Consider the following 16,122-nt stretch of genomic DNA (forward strand, 5'->3'; position numbering starts at 1 on the left):
CCCAAGTCCTGTAGTCGTCAAAAAGAAGGAGAGGTCGGTTCCCACCTGCCTCTCCGTCTGCTTGCAAATATGATTACTGCTGCCCGGCAAGGAACGCGTCAATTTGACTTTGCAGCTCCTGCCGGATCTTGTCGATACCGGCTGCTTGCAGCTGCTTGATCAGGTCGGCCTGGCCTTTATCCAGATCCTTGATCAATCCGTATTCCAGCGGAATCGAGTAACGGAGCATAACGTTGCCTACGTTGGCCACTTCATTCTTCACCTTGGCATTATCGAACACGAAGGTCTCCAGCGGAAAGTGATACACCTTATCCTTCCAGCCGTTGGCGATATCCGTTGCTTCCTGAGGAAAGGTTGCACTCGTGCGGTTTAACGGCGAATTCCAGCCCCAGTTGGAGAAATTAGTATAATTGGCCGCATTCGGACCGGGCTGGAACTTGTCGTCGCCTACCGGATCGTAATGCTTGCCGGTAATGCCGTACATCGTCAGATCGTGAATTTCCTTATCGTTCTGGAGGAGGTCGATCAGCATCAGTGCGCGCTCCGCGTTCTTGGATGTGGCATGGACAGCCATCCCGTTCTGAGTCGAGATCGAGCCGATTTTCTTCTTATCCGGCGTCAGATCGGCAATAGCTACCTTAACTCCCTGCTCGTCCTGGCTCGCTTCCTCCACGTTGGCAGCCACTGTGCCCAGATTCTGCGCATAGGACGCCGTCTTGCCTGCTTTCATATCCTGCCATACGTCATTCTTGTTGCTGACCACATTCTTGGACCAGGCCTGATTATCGGCCAAATCTTTATAGTACGTCAGAAGCTGCTTGAATTCCGGCGTATCGTATACGTTGAATACCTGACCTTTGGCATCGTCCAGTTTATAAGCCAGCGGGATGTCGTAGTTGACCAGGTTCCAATCATTCTGCTGCTCCAGCAAAATTTGGTCGAGCTCATGCCATTTCCAGCCGTCAGCCGGTTTGGCGCCGTAAGCGTTGATGCCCTTCTCATTAGCTGCAATCGCTTTCAAATAAGCGGCAAATGTCTCCGGGCTGTTCACCGGTTCGAGGTTATATTTCTGGCGAAGATCGTCGCGTATGAGGACGACCTTGTCGGTCACTTCCTCGTTATTGTTTGGCACCATGTAAAGCTTGCCGTTTACTTTCGCCTGATCCCAGGAAACCTTGGGCATCGCCTCCCACGTCTTCGGCGCATACTTGGAAAGCATGTCATCCGTCAATTCCAGGAAACCGCCTTTTAAGGCCTGATCATTGTAGAACGCCCAGTTTGCGGTAAAGGCAAGATCGAAATCCTCGCGTGCCGCAAATTTCAGCGGGTACTTCTGCTGCCAGTCTGCCCAGTCCAGAAACTCGGCTTCGACCGTTGCGTTGATCCTGGTCTTCAGCAGCGTATTGAGCTGGCCAAATACCTCGTCATAATCCGCCGGCTTGGCCCCGATGAGAAGCAGCTTCAGCTTGACCTCGGAAGTTGTATCCGGCTGCCCGTCAGCTGCATTGGCTTGACCCGCTGCATCCCCGGCTGCGCTGTTTTCCGTGGCGTTTTCCTTATTGTTTTCCGCACCGCTTTGTTCCGTATTGCCTGTATTCGCTGTTTTCTGGTTGTCGCCTCCGCATGCGCTTAACACCACCGCCATTACAAGCATAACGGCGAGCAGAAGCATGACATGTTGTCCCTTTCGTTTCACGATTGAAGTCCCCCTTATTCATTATTCGTATATTGATAACCAGGTTTCCCTGAGGTCATCCTTTAACGGAGCCGACCGTAAGCCCTTGCACAAAATAACGCTGGATAAATGGATAGGCAAGTATAATGGGCCCTGTTGCGACAATGGTCATCGCCATCTTCAGGCTCTCCGTCGGCAGATTGATATTGATGGCCGCGCCGGATTCAAGCATGGCTCTGCGCATTCCGTCCATGTTCCCGAGCATCCGGTATAAATAGTACTGGAGCGGCATCAGGTCGGAGTTGGAGATAAACAGAAGCGCGTTATACCAGTCGTTCCAGTAACCAAGCGCGATGAAAAGACCGATGGTGGCCAAAGCCGGCTTGGAGAGCGGAACGATGAGGCGCATGAAAATGAGGAAATCTCCCGCTCCATCGATTTTCGCGGATTCCGTGATGGCCTCCGGTATGCTGCTCATGAAGCTTTTCATGACAATGATATAAAAAACGTTAAGCAGCATCGGCAGAATGAGAACGATCAGCGTATCCTTCAACTGCAGGTAATTCACAATCATCAGATACCACGGAACGAGACCGCCGCTAAACAACGTTGTAAAGAAGAAGAAGAACGAGAATTGGGAACGCCACTTGAAATCCTTGCGGGAGAGCACATAGGACGTCATGGCGGTCAGGAACAAGCCGAGCAGCGTTCCAACCGCAGTAACAACGAGAGTTACACCATACGCCTTAAGCATTTCTGCCGGATACCTGAATAATATGCCGTATGCTTCAGTAGAAAAATCGCTGGGGAAAAACGAGTATCCGTTTTCAATAATTTTGCTTTCTTCGGTAAGTGACGAAGCAATGACCATGATAAATGGCAGAATGCAGAGCACCGCCAGCACAGCGAGCACAGAATAGCCGATGATTGAAAGAAGCATGCGGTCCGTACGCATGCCGCGCCTGACTCCTGCCGCAGGCTTCGGCTTCATGTTGTTCAGTAGGGTAGAACTCATCGCCTGACCTCCTTTATTTAGAATAGTGCGCGGTCTCCATCGTATTTGCGGACCGCATAGTTGGCCAGCATAATGGTCCCGAACCCGAGAACGGACTGATAGAACCCGGCGGCAGCCGACATGCCGATTTCATTCGAGGTCGTGAGCGAACGGAACACGAAGGTATCGATCACATCCGTCGAGGAGAAAAGCAATCCGTTATTGCCGACCATGTTGTAGAACATTCCGAAGTCTCCGCGGAAAATATTCCCGATGGCCAGAAGCACGAGAATAATCAGAGTCGGATACAGGTTGGGAACGGTGATTTTCACGATTCGTTGAAAGATATTGGCGCCATCGATTTCCGCAGCTTCATACATTTCGGTATCGATGCTGGTGATGGCGGCCAAATACATCACGGATCCATATCCAAGCGTTTTCCAGGCGGATACGGCGACCAGAATAACCGGCCAGTAGGCGGAAGTGTTGTAAATGTCGACCGGCTCCATTCCGAGCCCCTTCAGCAGAACATTCACCGTGCCGACATCAAAGTTGAACAGGTTGTAGGCGATTGCTCCAACCACCACCCAGGAGATGAAGTAAGGCAGGAACAAGGCAGTTTGCATCAGCTTCCGAAACCACTTGCCAACAGCCTCGAAGAGCAGGATGGCGGCGCATATTTGCAGGACATTGTTCACGAGAATGAATGCGATGTTGTAAAGCGCCGTATTTCTCGTGACCCGCCATGCATCGCCGGAATCGAAGAAGAATTTGAAATTATCGAGTCCATTCCACGGGCTTCCGAAGATACCGCCGTCGTAGTTGAATTGTTTGAATGCGAGGACGATTCCCGCCATTGGCACGTAGGCGAACAGTATAAAGAACAATACAGCCGGCAACAGCATCAACAGCAGCGTCCTGTACTTGATGACATCGCCCCAGAAGGTCTGTCGGTTCATTCTTAATTCTCCTCTCGTTGTCTCTACTCTGTTCATTATAACGGGACTGCCCCCGATGCAGGATTCAGCGGAGCAACTAAAGCTAATACAAAATCCACGATTGCTTTGAATCTTATAATTCGACGTATAGTCAGAAAAATAGCCCGGAATCCGCCAAAGACCCGAGCCTCATCAAGCCAGTTCGTTATATCTTGTGTTTCTTCCGGTATTCTCCGGGAGTCATGCCCATGGATTGCTTGAACTGCCTGTTGAAGTAAATGATGTTCTTGTACCCCACCCGTTCCGCAATCTCGTAAATCTTGAGCGTCGGATCGGATAACAGCTCGCACACGCGGTTCGTCCGTCTTTCATTCAGATAATCGCTGAAATGGACGCCTGCCTCCAGCTTAAACAGATGTCCCAGGTAATTTGGCGTAAAATCAAAGTGAGCCGCCACCTCTTTCAGCGTAACCTTCTGCTCCAGCTTATCCTCGGCATACCGCATAATCTCGTCGATCAGTTTCCGTTTTTGTCTTTGCTTCTTCACATACAGCAGCTCGGACAATTCGAAGAAGCGTCGTCGCAGCCAGGACAGAATATCATGGACCGTTTCGGATTGAAACAGAATATCCGGCTGATGCGATTCCCATTTGAGGAGCTCGTACAGATTTTCGTTCATTTGCTGCATTTCGGCATGGAGCTTGGAGGTAATGCGGATGATCAAATCATACACGTCGTTCTTGTCGGCGAATTGTTTCCCTCTGCTGAACAGGTTCAGCAGGCAGTCATCGATGGCAACCAAATCGTAAATCATAATAGCCTGAAGCATCCGCTCGATCGTCTCATCCATACGCGAAGCCGGCTTGCCGTTGAATTCGGAAACCGTCACATCCCGGATCAGCCTGTTTTTGCCCAGAAGCCATTTGGCGCTCAGCGCAGCCTGCGCCTGCCTGTAGGATTCGTGCAGCTGCTCCTCGTCGTACGCATACGCGCCAACACCGATGGTTATCGTTAAATCCGCAGCCTGACGGATGGTTTGCAGCAGCTCTCCAAGGTATGTGAGAAATCGGTCTTCCTGACCGACAGCGATCAGCACGAAACGGGTATTGTGGGAAACAATAAATAGGCCGAGCGCCTGCTCGCGGACCATATCCCGGATCAGACTGATTACCTGACCTGTCAGAAGACGCCTGTTCTCTTCCCCCATATCGCGCGTCTTCCTCTCCAGATCGTCGATTTCGATCAAAGCGACGGCAGATCCGGCTTTCAGCAGCGGACTTAAGACGCCCCGGATATGCGTCTGCGCCTGACCCGGGGCGAGATCGTTGAACCAGCGCAGCAGCAGCTCTTCATTGACGAGTGAAAGCGTCTCCGTAAAAGAGCGGTTCCAATTCTGTTCCTGCTCCACCTTCTCGCAGAGAGAAAGGAGCATCTCGTAAAGCTCTTTATCCTTCACGGGCTTTAGCAAATAACCCGAAACATTCATCGCTATCGCTTCCTTGGCGTAGCCGAAATCCTCATGACCGCTGATGAACACAATCTTGACCTGCGGATTGATCGCCTTGGCCTGCCTGGCAAATTCGATGCCCGACATAATCGGCATCCGGATATCCGAAAGAATGATATCCACCTGCTCCTGCTTCATCAATTTCAAGGCGCTGAAGCCATTATTGGCCGTACCTGCCACGTTCAGGTCCAATCCGCTGCCGAGCACTCTGCGCCGCAGCCACTCCAGATCAACCGATTCATCGTCTACCAACAAGATGTTTAGACCCATAAGCCAGATTCCTCCTGCTGCTCTCGCAAAAATTTAACAGAAACGGATATACGATATTCCATTTATCATACCTTACCGCGCCGAAGTGCGAACACTGCGTTTTGCAATGATATACCATACAAAATCACGGCTGGGATGCCATGGCCGCCTCCTGCTCCGCTTCTTCGTCCATCACGATATGGGCCGGAATCAAAATGCGGACCGTCGTACCGGCCCCGTAGATGCTGGCCATCTGGATGCCATAGCCGCTGCCGTACCGCAGTTTGATCCGCTCGTTCACATTCTTGATGCCATAGCCGCCGGCCTGGCTCGGCCCCATCAGCAGCCGCCGGAGCTGGGCCGGCTTGATGCCGATCCCGTTATCGATTATCTTCAATTCGATTTGCTCGCCAAGCCTTCTGCCCGTGATCCGGATCGCTATCGTATCACCGAACCATGCGTGCTTGAATATATTTTCCACGAATGGCTGTAAAATCAATTTGACAACCAGCACATCCCCTATCGCAGGATCTATATCAAAGTATACGTTAAAGGCGTTGGCATATTTCACTCTCTGAATATCCAGATAGGTGCTCACTTGTTCGATTTCATCGCGAAGCGGAATATAGACTTTCCCTTGATTCAGCGTAAGCCGGTAGAATCGGGAGAGGCCCTGGACCATATCCGTGACTTTCCCGACCTCTCCCAAATTAGCCAGGCTGCTGATGGTCGACAAGGTGTTATACAGGAAATGGGGATTGATCTGGGCCTGCAGCGCCTCAAGCTCCGCCTGCTTCTTCTGAATCCCTTGTTCATACACGCTGTGTATGAGCGTCTGAATATTGGTTCCCATAATATTAAAGGCATCGGCGATTTGAACGAATTCATCATTTCCGGAGAAGCGGATCCGCTTCTGAAAGTTCCCTTCCTGAAAGGAGCGTACGAGTGTAACGATCCGCGACATCTTGCGTCCTGACAGCAGGGCGACAAGCAGACCGATACAAGCCATTGCCAGGAAGCTGATCGCGCATACCGCAAAAATAATTTTCTGCATCCTGCCCGCATCTTTGGTCAAATAAGAGGATGGAACCAGCGTTTCGATGACGTAATCCGATTCCGGAATGCTCTCATGCAGCGTAAGAAACGATCCGTCGTTCTCGTGCTCGCCGGCGCTTCCCTGCTGGTATATATTGCCGCCTGATGGCTCGTCGATAAGCCGCAGCGTAATCCCTTGATTAACGGGGAAGGCCGTGAAATTGCCAAGCAGATCATCCAGCGAAACCGTAATCCGGACATAGCCGATCACCGTATTATAATCGTTGTAGGACACCAGCCGGCGGATATGGGAGATATTGCCCAGCTGCCTGTCCGTATCGATTTGAAGCCAGATATTGTCCCTGCCGGAATCCTTGAAGGTGTGATACCATTCACTGTCTTTGATATCGTCGAACGAGAGGATATAATAATCGCTGTCCATGATGGGATCGGCCAGGTTGTCTCCTGAAACGATATTCAGATCGCTGTTCAGCGTGTACAGCATCAGGCGGATATGATTGCCGAATAATTGCAAAGGGGCTGTTATCTGGGGAACGATTTCATCCAGCATCGTGAGATAGATCTCAAGCGGCTCGCCCTTCTTCTGGAGCGCGCGCTGGAACGACAGGCTTCCGAAGAGGGTATCCGACATCCGCTGGATTTCGTCCATCTGATATCTGATGTTGTTCCTCGCCTGTTCCATGCCGGTCCGGATATTAGACTCCGCCATTTCCGTCCGTGACTGAATCAGCATGGAATACGAGATGTAACCGACAAGCACATCCGTCAACAGAACGAGCAGAAGATAGGGAATCATAGTCTTGTAGGTGAACGGCATGTATCTTTTCATCAGGCATCCCCAAATTCCCATACAAGTAAAAAGGGGCAACCCGGAGTTGTCCCTTTCGTATGATTTAATCAACCAAATACAATTTTAATTTAACATAGAGAAAATGACCTGTAAATCGTTTTCATTTCACTCTATTAATCCTGGACATCCTGATAATTCGTCCTACTGCATGTATAACGCCAAACATAGATGCAAGCATCAGCAAAATGAAAAAACTTGGCATAACCAGGAAGATCCGCTCCTCGTTCAGCACCCGTCCCCCAGCGATGAAAGACAGTATTTTCGGCAAACAGATGAACACTGCAAGCGGAACCAGGCGCAATAGGATATAGACCCAAGTTAACCATTTGGCGCGTTTTGTATATCTCTCCTCCCATTTTTTCATTCGAAAAAAGCTGTGGATTCCCAAACCAAGGATCACGACCGTGAGCAGTCCAATCAGAATTTCAAGGTTCTGCCCGGAGAAGAAGGTTTCCTTGGGCTGCTGTCCGCCCAGAATATCGGATAACCCCGCTGTGAAGGAAGAATAATTAACAAGCATGTTGAGACCGCTATTGAATAAGACAACGATTCCATATCCGCTTTCGGGCATAAGCACCTGATCCGCATAGTAAGTCCATAACAACCCATTGTGATCGATTTTAGAGCCATCCACGCTCCATCCCATTCCGTATGTACTGTCCGTTCCGGCCGGAGCGGAATGCATGGTTTCGATCCCTTCACTGCTGAGAAGCCGGACCCCTTCATACTTGCCGCCGTTAAGCTGCAGGATGAGCCAATGCGCCATATCTTCCACCGTAGAAATATTCCCCGCCGCCCCCTCAACAAACCAATCGGGTTCTTTCTTCACAACCGGTTTGCCATATAAGAAAATATGCCCGTTTGAGAACTGTCCGGCGGCCGAAGAGAACTGTCTGGTGCCGGCGGCGTCTGCCGTATGATCCATTTGAAGAGGTTGAAAGATATGCTTCTGCAAATATCCGGAAAAGCTCTCGTGACTCGCCACCTCGACGATGCGGGCTAATATCTGGTAGTTGGGATTATGATAATGAAATTGCTGTCCGGGATCGCTCGCGAGTTTGACGTTTTTGAATCGGGCGATCGATTCTTCCAGGGTGCCCGGCTGCTTGCGAAATGCCATTTCAGGAAAAACGGAGTCGGCCAATCCGCTTGTTTGATTCAACAGCTGGCGCACGGTAATTTCCGATCCGCGAGGATCATCCACCTTAAATGTTGGGATATAGTCCGTAATGGGTGCATCCAGGCTGACTTCCCCTGCTTCCACCAGCTGCATCACGGCTAATGCGGTTATCGACTTGCTTAAAGAAGCAATGGCGAACGGGGTGTTTACTGTAACCGGCTCCCCATTCCCTGATTGTCCAAATCCCTTGGCATAGACGATCTGGTCATCGTGGACGATTGCCACGGCCAGTCCGGGAATATTATTGTTATCCATCCGGGACTGAATGAAGCGATCGATCCGTGCTGTCTTGATGTTCGTTTCGGCATATGCCGAACCAGGATGGAAGCCAATTAATCCTCCCAGTATGGCGATCATGGCGATCACTTTCATAAAAGCCGCAAATCCCAGTTTGTTTATCATTGTCTTTTCGTACCTCCTCTATGTAATATCTTCATTATCAGAGGCAATCCATAAGAAATGATAAAGCGAAACTTAAGAAAGGCTTAAGCTGTTATTTAGCCGTTCTTCTACAGGTATATATCAAGAAAAAAGCCTCCCGTTGGGAGGCTCAATGATCACGAATTGTTTGTTAATGTCTTCTTCACGACCCCGGTCAGACGATCCAGGTTTTCTTCATTCGCTTGGCCGACAATATGTTTTAACTTGTTCAGCTCCTCCGCCGTCTCAAACCGCTGATTGAAGGTTATTCTTGTTTTGCCGTTCAGGTTCTCGAAATCTGCGATTATCTGAAACCTGGGAGCGACATGTCGTAAAATAATGCGTTCGGGGCTGCTGATCTCTAAAAAGATGCATTCATTGGGGTAGTTTTTTCCATCCGGGCCATGCATCATAAATTTCCAATGCCCACCCGGCCGGAGATCGAATTCCTGAAATGTATTCGTAAAGCCTTTAGGGCCCCACCACTCAGCCAGAAGCTCTGGCGTGGTCCAGGCGCTGAAAACATTTTCGCGCGGTGCATCGATGATGCGCGTATGCACCGATTCGCTTGTGCCTGCGTCCTTATCTGCATTTGCGCTATCATGAATATCTGACATTTTTGAACCCCTCCGCTTCCATATTTGTACTCGTTTCCTTAAATCCCCTACTCGCTTCGAAGCATGTCGCCAAGCTTGTCCAGGAAGTCATGCGTGCCCTGCTCCCGCTGGGCCGGTGAATCATGGCCATCCAGGTAGACGCCTTGCTCGGTGTAAATCAGCCGTGTTCTGGAATCGGCAGGTTCCACTTCGACGGTTACCACGGAGACTGATATTCGGGTCTCGTCCTGATCCAGAGAATAGGTATAGACAATTCGCTGTCCCGTTACGATTTCCTGATAACAGGCATCGTAACTGTAAACCGGACCACCGGGCGGCCCTCCACGAGTGCTTTCCCGTCCTCCTACCCGAAAATCAAACTCGGCGGCCCTTTGAAACCACTGCGCTTTCGTCTCGGCATCTGCCCATGCGGCAAATACCCGCTCCGGCACAGCATCGTAAGTACGTTCAATAACGAAAGTCTCATGCTTGGCAGATCGTTCGTTCATCCGTTTATCCTCCTTTATTCGCGCTGACTATTGAGCGGTACCCTTACTATAAAACATGACGCTGCGTAAGGTGCAAGTGTTATTTGAAAGATATAAGCCACATAGTCTTTGATGTCTTCGTATCCACGATTATAAAGGATAATTATATCATGGACAATTTTGTCCACAGCGCCGCATACACCAATTGAAGCGATGCCGCTATTGGTCGGCATTTGGCCGTGTAGGAGAATATAGGGCGGAAGATTTCAATTTAACGGCAAAAAACCGGGACATCCGCCCCGGGTGTGTTCCTTCATCAGATCTGCCATCAGAGATGGCTGGACTCCCCTCCGTCCACGACCAGAGATGCCCCTGTTATGAACGAAGCTTTGTCACTGGCCAAAAAAGCGACCGCTTCTCCAATTTCTGTCGCTTCGGCTATCCGTCCGAGCGGTATATTCCGGCTCATTTCCTTTTCCTTATCCGCCTTCTGTTCCGCCGTTAAACCGGCCAACCAACGGTGTGTGTGGGCATTTCGCGTCAAGCCAGGCAGCACAGTATTGACCCGGATGCCGTAACCCGCGCATTCCAGCGCGACGGTTCTCGCCAGCGCCACAACCCCGCCCTTGGCGGCGGCATAGGCAGCATGAATCGGTCCTGTTTGCATAGCATGCACGGAGGAAATATTGACAATCGCTCCTCTGGTCGCCTGCTGCTTCATAATCGGCAGCACCTTCTGCACCCCGAGGAAATGGCTCCGAAGGTCCGCTGCCATCACGCGGTCCCATGCTTCAAGTGTTGTATCCCCAATGGATTTATAGAAATGGGTACCGACATTGTTTACCAGAATATCGACGGCGCCCCAGCGCTCCAGCGTCCGATCCACAACATTCTGAATATCGGCTTCCGCGCACACATCGGTGCGGATAAACTGGACACGAGCGCTGTCATCTGCCAGTTCGGATACCGCTTGTTCTCCCTGCTCCTGATTAATATCCGCAATCGTGACGCAGCAGCCTTCCCGGAGCAGCACCTCGACAATGCCTCTGCCGATGCCGGCCGCACCTCCGGTGACAAGTGCCACCTTTCCTCTCATATTCTTACCTCCCCTTCCTGTGCTTACCAGTCGGCTACGGAGCCGTCGTCCGCGTGAAACCAGCGCGGAGTATCCCAATCGCCGGTATAAAGCTTGTCCTGGATGGCCTCTTCATCAATCTCGATTCCAAGTCCGGGAGCGGTCGGAGTCTCCAGATAACCGTCCTTGACGACAAACGGCTTCTTCAGATAACCTTCGCCGAGCTCGCCATGCTCTTGAGCCAGGAAATTTGGCACATTCGCCGACAATTGCAGGCTGGCTGCAAGATTGACCGGGCCAAGCGGATTGTGCGGGGCGAATCCCGCGTAATACGTTTCGGCCATCGCCGCAATTTTCTTGCCCTCCATAATGCCTCCGCAGTGAGCCAGATCCGGCTGCAGAATCGCAGCAGCCTGCTTCTCAAGCACCTCGCGGAACGCCCATTTGGTGAACAGCCGCTCACCTGTTGCAATCGGGATCGTCGTTGAACGGGCAATCGTCACAAGCGTATCCACATTCTCAGGCAAGCAGGGCTCCTCAATGAAAACAGGCTGGAATTTCTCCAATTCCTTGATCAGCCTAATCGCCAGTGCCGGACCGAGTCTTCCGTGGAAATCAATGCCTAGGTCGCAATCATTTCCAATAGCATCGCGGATAGCCTCGATCCGCTCCACTTCACGGTTGATCCAGCTGGGGTTCTCCATTACATGGGCTCTGCCGTCGATTCCGGTCTTGACCATCGTGAAGCCCTGAGTGCGCCACTTCTTCGCATTTTCGTAAGCCTCCTGAGAGGTCGATCCCCCAATTCCCTTGTACATGCGAATACGGTCGCGCACCGCTCCGCCGAGCAATTGATGCACGGGCACGCCGAGCGACTTGCCGAGAATATCCCACAGCGCCTGTTCGATGCCGCTAATCGCGCTGGTCAGAATCGGACCTCCACGGTAGAACGTTCCCCGATACATGGCCTGCCATAAGTGCTCGATCCTGCGGGGGTCCTGACCGATCAGATGCGGTTCCAGCTCCTTTACCGCCATCTCAACTGTCCGCGATCTGCCCTCGACAATTGCTTCTCCCCAGCCATCAATGCCCTCGTCAGTCGATATTTTCAGGAATGTAAATCTCGGGCGCAGATGAAACATCTTGATTCCGCTGATTTTCATCACATAATCCTCCTTGGTATCTTCCTGTTCGCTTCAACCAGAGTGGGAGAGATATCGCATACTGCAGCGATTTCAAACCGGTCCGTCATCGATTGGAGCACAGGCAAATGAATGACCTGGGCAACTTCACAAAAGTCCGATAATACCAAGCTCGACTTTTGTGCTCATGCCGAACCTTCTTAACCTTTGACGCCAGAGAAGCTGACGCCTTTCTCGATATATTTCTGCGATGTCATGAACACGATCAGCAGCGGGATCATGGAGACGAACGAGCTGGCCATGATCATGTTCTGCTGTACGCCGCTCCTGTTCTGCAGATCGTTGAGCGCAACGGTAAAGGTCCAGTTGACCGGCAAATTATTGACGACAAGCGGCCATACGAATTCATTCCAGACGGGGATGAAGGTCATCACCGCCACGACGGTAAAGACGGGAATGGACATCGGAACGACAATTTGGGTGAAGGTCCGGAATTCTGAAGCGCCGTCCACCCGCGCCGCCTGAATAAGCTCTTTGGATACTTGGTCGAAAAAGCCTTTGAACAGGAAGATGACGATCCCCCATGCCGTATGCGGCAAAATAACGGCAAGCAGGCTGTTTACCAGACCCAGGTCCTTCATCAGCAAATAAAGCGGCAGGAGAAGCGAGATATCCGGGATCATGATCGTCGCCAGGAAGAACATGATCCAGAAAAACTGCCACCGCTTGCTTCTAAGCAATTGCGAGAGCGTGTAGCCTGCCAGGCCTCCCAGCAGGAGCTGGAGGGCTACGCTCGACACCGTAATAATGGCGCTGTTCAGAAAATATCGGAAAAAGCCAAGCGGGCCGGCCACATCCTGAGCCAGCTTATTCAAGGACAGATAGCTGTCGAACATCCGCAGCCAGTTGGAGTTTTCCTGAATTGACGCTACTTTGCCGGTAACGAATTTGGTGGATTGATAAAATTGCTGAAATTCGGATGCTATCGGTTTATTCTCGATTCCCGGCTCGGCCTCAGCACTCTCCCCTTCTGTTCCATACCAGTGGAACCGGGAAAGCCCACGCTCCTGGATAATCGGCAGCTTCAGGTTCATCATCGCATCGTTGAACAGTGTGGAAGGTACAATTAGCGGTTGTCCAACATGGAATGACGACGATATTGTCCGGGCTTTATACAGAAGATGTCCGTCCCGAATGCCAGTCACGGTGACTTCCCCGATATCTTCCCTGAGGTTCTTCATCCACGGATACCATATCGCCTTCATCGCTTCCTTCTCATAGAACAGCGCATCCTTCTCTTCCAGACCGGTATAGTCGACAGTGACCTGAACGGATTGCGGGATGCTCGGCAGCCATTTAGGCGGATAAGCCTGAATATCCGTCTCGGTCTTCAGCGAGGACACAATCATCCAGAGAATGGGGATAATAGCGGATACGACGAAGAACAGAGTAACGATATAAGCCGTAATATTCATAGATCTCTGCCCTTTTTCCGCTATTCGCATCGTTTTCATACGCTTCAATCCTTTTCTGCGGAAATTTTATTTTGCAGGACCGTGAGCAGGGCGATAATCAGAAACATACACAGGGACATTGCCCCGGAAATGCCGAATTTGGATTGCTGAAAAGCCGTATTGACGATCAGCATGGACACCACCGTCGTGCTTCCGGCAGGTCCGCCCTGCGTCATGACATAAATATTGTCGTAGGCGAGCAGAACGCCTGACATAAAAGAGACAAAATTGATGATGACGATAAACCTGATATTGGGCAGGAGCATCGTCCACATTCTTCTCCACGGCCCGGCCCCGTCCATCTTGGCGGCCTCCAGAATATCGGCCGGGATCGATCGGATCGCCGAATAATACAACAAAAGCGATATGCCGGAGCCGGCAAAGAAGCTGGGAAGCACGATGGCAAGCTTCGTGATATGCAGATCGTTCAGCCACAGATAGGGGCCCAGACCAATCTTCGACAGCCAGTAATTGAGCAGGCCAAAATCGGGATTGTACATCCACTTCCAGACCAGTATGCCCGCAACCAGAGGGACAATGGTCGGAAGCTGGTACAGAAACCGGAACAAGGCGTTTGCCCTGCGGATTTCCGTGAGCAGCAGCGCCTGGACAATGGGAAGCCAGAACGTCAGGCCCAGATACAGTGCAAAGAAAATAAACGTATTGCGAACGGCCTGCCAGAAGGTTGCAGAATGCAGAATTTGCATATAATTGGCCAGCCCGACGAACGGTCCCGGCGGGTTCACGAGACTGTAATCGAAGAAGCTGATATAAATCATATTCAGCAACGGATAATACTTGAACAGCAGGTAGCATGCGACGGATGGAAACAGAAAGAGAATCGGCATCCAGCGAATGTTAAGTTTTATTCTCATAGGCTTTTCCGCTCCATGACAGCGGCCGGATTTCCCCGAAGGGAAATTCCGAAAGCTGTCTTTTCTTTATTTTTTAAGATCAGCGTTGTACTTGTCTACGACTTCCTTCTGAGCCAAGTCCTGGGCTTTCTGAAGCTCCGTCTTCGGATCGGCTTTCTCATCGAGCAGGATAGTCTGGATCGGTTTGACGATATAGGGGCTGAGACTGGCCTTCAGGAAATATTCCAGATGTGTCTCTTTGGCGGCATTCTGGACACCGGCTACGAGGTCTTCCGAGAGTCCTTCCACATATTTCGTTACTTCCACATCGGAGCGGACAGTCAGGAGGTTCGGGAACAGGCCGTTGTCCTGGGCAAATTGGAGCTGCTGCTCAAGCACTTCCTTGGATGAGAAGAACGTCGCATACGTGAAGGCAGCCTGCTGCTTTTCCTTGGACGCTTTGGGGTTGATGATAAAGTAGTTGCCTCCGACCTGTGACGGCGACTTGCCCGACGGTCCGGCAGGCAGCGAGGCAAACCCGATATCGTTAATATCCATTCCTTTGGAAATCATGTTGCCGAACCAGTCGGAGGCCGCCACCGTGGAAGCCGCATGTCCCGTATAGAAATCCTTTTGGTTGTCGTCGAGGCTCTGGACCACATTTTTCTGAGTTGCTTTATACTTCCATTTCAAATCCTTGTAATACTGCAGCGCCTGGACCGCCGCATCGGAAGTAAAGGTAAGCTTGGCGGTGCCGTCTGCCTGCTGCTCCGTCAGATCGCCGCCAGCCTGCCAGACATAGTACTCGAAGAACCAGTCCGCCCAGTCCATGCCAAGAATGGCATTCCCGTACGTACTTTTAGCCGGATCGGTCAGCTTCTGGGCCGCTTCGGCGAACGATGTCCAGTCCTTAAGGGCGGCGGCCGGATCGATGCCCGCGTCCACGAACATTTTTTTGTTGTACATGAGTGCGGTTACATACATCGTGCTCGGAACGCCGTAGATTTTGCCGTCCTTCGTTGCGGCATCGAGCGAGGAGGGCAGGTATTTATCCTTCTCCGGAAATGCGTTCCACATGTCGGTAATATCCGCCGTGATGCCCTGGGCGATGTAGGGGGCCATATCCGGGTAGGCGTTCAGATAGGCGTCAGGCTGCTGACCGCCGGCGACGGCCGTCATGAACTGCTCCCGCTCCTTGCCTTTCGTTTGCTCTACATGAGTAACCTTGATGCTCGGATATTTGGTTTCAAAATCGGCGAACTGCTGCTCCTTGAGCGTTTTGTCCGCATCGTCCGCATGCGGTTTGTCCCATACCGTTATCTCGACCGACGCCGCATCGGCTGCAGGCGCTGTCGAATCCTCCGTCGTTCCCGCCGCCTCATTGTCCGGCTGTGCGGATGGATCGGCTCCGTTTCCTGCGTTGTTTCCGCCCCCGCAGGCTGCAGAGAAGATGGCGAGCGCCAGCAAAACAATGGATACGGACGACCATTTTAAAGCGATTTTCATTCTTGTGTCCCCCTCGTTATTAATCCTTGCCTACTCCATTGTAGGCAATCTTCATTCGGCTTTTAAGCGAATTTCTTA

The 16,122-nt window shown here is 51.4% G+C and carries 13 protein-coding genes; all 13 read right to left on the reverse strand.

Going from position 1 to position 16,122, the window contains the following annotated elements; all coding sequences use genetic code 11:
* Positions 1-73 precede the first annotated feature (73 nt).
* Positions 74-1,696 (reverse strand): ABC transporter substrate-binding protein, encoded by a 1,623-nt coding sequence (locus tag AC0YOA_RS00110; protein ID WP_475784868.1) that lies wholly within the window; start codon positions 1,694-1,696, stop codon positions 74-76.
* Positions 1,697-1,751: 55 nt separating this feature from the next.
* Positions 1,752-2,666 (reverse strand): carbohydrate ABC transporter permease, encoded by a 915-nt coding sequence (locus AC0YOA_RS00115; RefSeq protein WP_475767323.1) that lies wholly within the window; start codon positions 2,664-2,666, stop codon positions 1,752-1,754.
* Positions 2,667-2,707: 41 nt separating this feature from the next.
* The gene (locus AC0YOA_RS00120) at positions 2,708-3,628 is read right to left on the reverse strand and encodes an ABC transporter permease (protein WP_210040202.1); all 921 of its coding nucleotides are present in this window, start codon (positions 3,626-3,628) and stop codon (positions 2,708-2,710) included.
* A 184-nt stretch (positions 3,629-3,812) separates the two neighbouring features.
* Positions 3,813-5,384: a response regulator gene (locus tag AC0YOA_RS00125; RefSeq protein WP_475784869.1), complete on the reverse strand. Its 1,572-nt coding sequence runs from the start codon at positions 5,382-5,384 to the stop codon at positions 3,813-3,815.
* Between the two features lie 124 nt (positions 5,385-5,508).
* The gene (locus AC0YOA_RS00130; protein WP_475784870.1) at positions 5,509-7,248 is read right to left on the reverse strand and encodes a sensor histidine kinase; all 1,740 of its coding nucleotides are present in this window, start codon (positions 7,246-7,248) and stop codon (positions 5,509-5,511) included.
* A gap of 121 nt (positions 7,249-7,369) precedes the next feature.
* Entirely contained in the window at positions 7,370-8,851 is a 1,482-nt protein-coding gene (locus AC0YOA_RS00135; protein WP_475784871.1) for a serine hydrolase domain-containing protein, read from the reverse strand.
* Positions 8,852-9,006: 155 nt separating this feature from the next.
* Positions 9,007-9,486, reverse strand: coding sequence for an SRPBCC family protein (locus AC0YOA_RS00140; RefSeq protein ID WP_475784872.1), 480 nt, complete (start codon positions 9,484-9,486; stop codon positions 9,007-9,009).
* Positions 9,487-9,533: 47 nt separating this feature from the next.
* On the reverse strand, positions 9,534-9,974 hold the full coding sequence (locus AC0YOA_RS00145) for an SRPBCC family protein (protein WP_475784873.1): 441 nt from the start codon (positions 9,972-9,974) through the stop codon (positions 9,534-9,536).
* Positions 9,975-10,281: 307 nt separating this feature from the next.
* Complete coding sequence (locus tag AC0YOA_RS00150; RefSeq protein WP_475784874.1) at positions 10,282-11,049, reverse strand: SDR family NAD(P)-dependent oxidoreductase; 768 nt, start codon at positions 11,047-11,049, stop codon at positions 10,282-10,284.
* A 23-nt stretch (positions 11,050-11,072) separates the two neighbouring features.
* Positions 11,073-12,191, reverse strand: a complete 1,119-nt coding sequence (dgoD, locus tag AC0YOA_RS00155) for a galactonate dehydratase (protein WP_475784875.1) — start codon at positions 12,189-12,191, stop codon at positions 11,073-11,075.
* 179 nt (positions 12,192-12,370) lie between these two features.
* Positions 12,371-13,684 carry a carbohydrate ABC transporter permease gene (locus AC0YOA_RS00160; protein WP_475784876.1) on the reverse strand — a complete coding sequence of 438 codons (1,314 nt, stop codon included), beginning with the start codon at positions 13,682-13,684 and terminating at the stop codon, positions 12,371-12,373.
* Positions 13,685-13,689: 5 nt separating this feature from the next.
* Complete coding sequence (locus AC0YOA_RS00165) at positions 13,690-14,559, reverse strand: carbohydrate ABC transporter permease (protein ID WP_475784877.1); 870 nt, start codon at positions 14,557-14,559, stop codon at positions 13,690-13,692.
* Positions 14,560-14,625: 66 nt separating this feature from the next.
* Complete coding sequence (locus AC0YOA_RS00170) at positions 14,626-16,044, reverse strand: extracellular solute-binding protein (RefSeq protein ID WP_475784878.1); 1,419 nt, start codon at positions 16,042-16,044, stop codon at positions 14,626-14,628.
* Positions 16,045-16,122: the final 78 nt, after the last annotated feature.

Source organism: Paenibacillus sp. JT22N12, assembly GCF_056269365.1.

Coding starts and splice junctions, on each gene's coding strand:
- AC0YOA_RS00115 (WP_475767323.1), bottom strand. CDS start 2,666: ATGAAGCCGAAGCCTGCGGCAGGAGTCAGGCGCGGCATGCGTACGGAC.
- AC0YOA_RS00120 (WP_210040202.1), bottom strand. CDS start 3,628: ATGAACCGACAGACCTTCTGGGGCGATGTCATCAAGTACAGGACGCTG.
- AC0YOA_RS00125 (WP_475784869.1), bottom strand. CDS start 5,384: ATGGGTCTAAACATCTTGTTGGTAGACGATGAATCGGTTGATCTGGAG.
- AC0YOA_RS00130 (WP_475784870.1), bottom strand. CDS start 7,248: ATGAAAAGATACATGCCGTTCACCTACAAGACTATGATTCCCTATCTT.
- AC0YOA_RS00135 (WP_475784871.1), bottom strand. CDS start 8,851: ATGATAAACAAACTGGGATTTGCGGCTTTTATGAAAGTGATCGCCATG.
- AC0YOA_RS00140 (WP_475784872.1), bottom strand. CDS start 9,486: ATGTCAGATATTCATGATAGCGCAAATGCAGATAAGGACGCAGGCACA.
- AC0YOA_RS00145 (WP_475784873.1), bottom strand. CDS start 9,974: ATGAACGAACGATCTGCCAAGCATGAGACTTTCGTTATTGAACGTACT.
- AC0YOA_RS00150 (WP_475784874.1), bottom strand. CDS start 11,049: ATGAGAGGAAAGGTGGCACTTGTCACCGGAGGTGCGGCCGGCATCGGC.
- dgoD (WP_475784875.1), bottom strand. CDS start 12,191: ATGAAAATCAGCGGAATCAAGATGTTTCATCTGCGCCCGAGATTTACA.
- AC0YOA_RS00160 (WP_475784876.1), bottom strand. CDS start 13,684: ATGAAAACGATGCGAATAGCGGAAAAAGGGCAGAGATCTATGAATATT.
- AC0YOA_RS00165 (WP_475784877.1), bottom strand. CDS start 14,559: ATGAGAATAAAACTTAACATTCGCTGGATGCCGATTCTCTTTCTGTTT.
- AC0YOA_RS00170 (WP_475784878.1), bottom strand. CDS start 16,044: ATGAAAATCGCTTTAAAATGGTCGTCCGTATCCATTGTTTTGCTGGCG.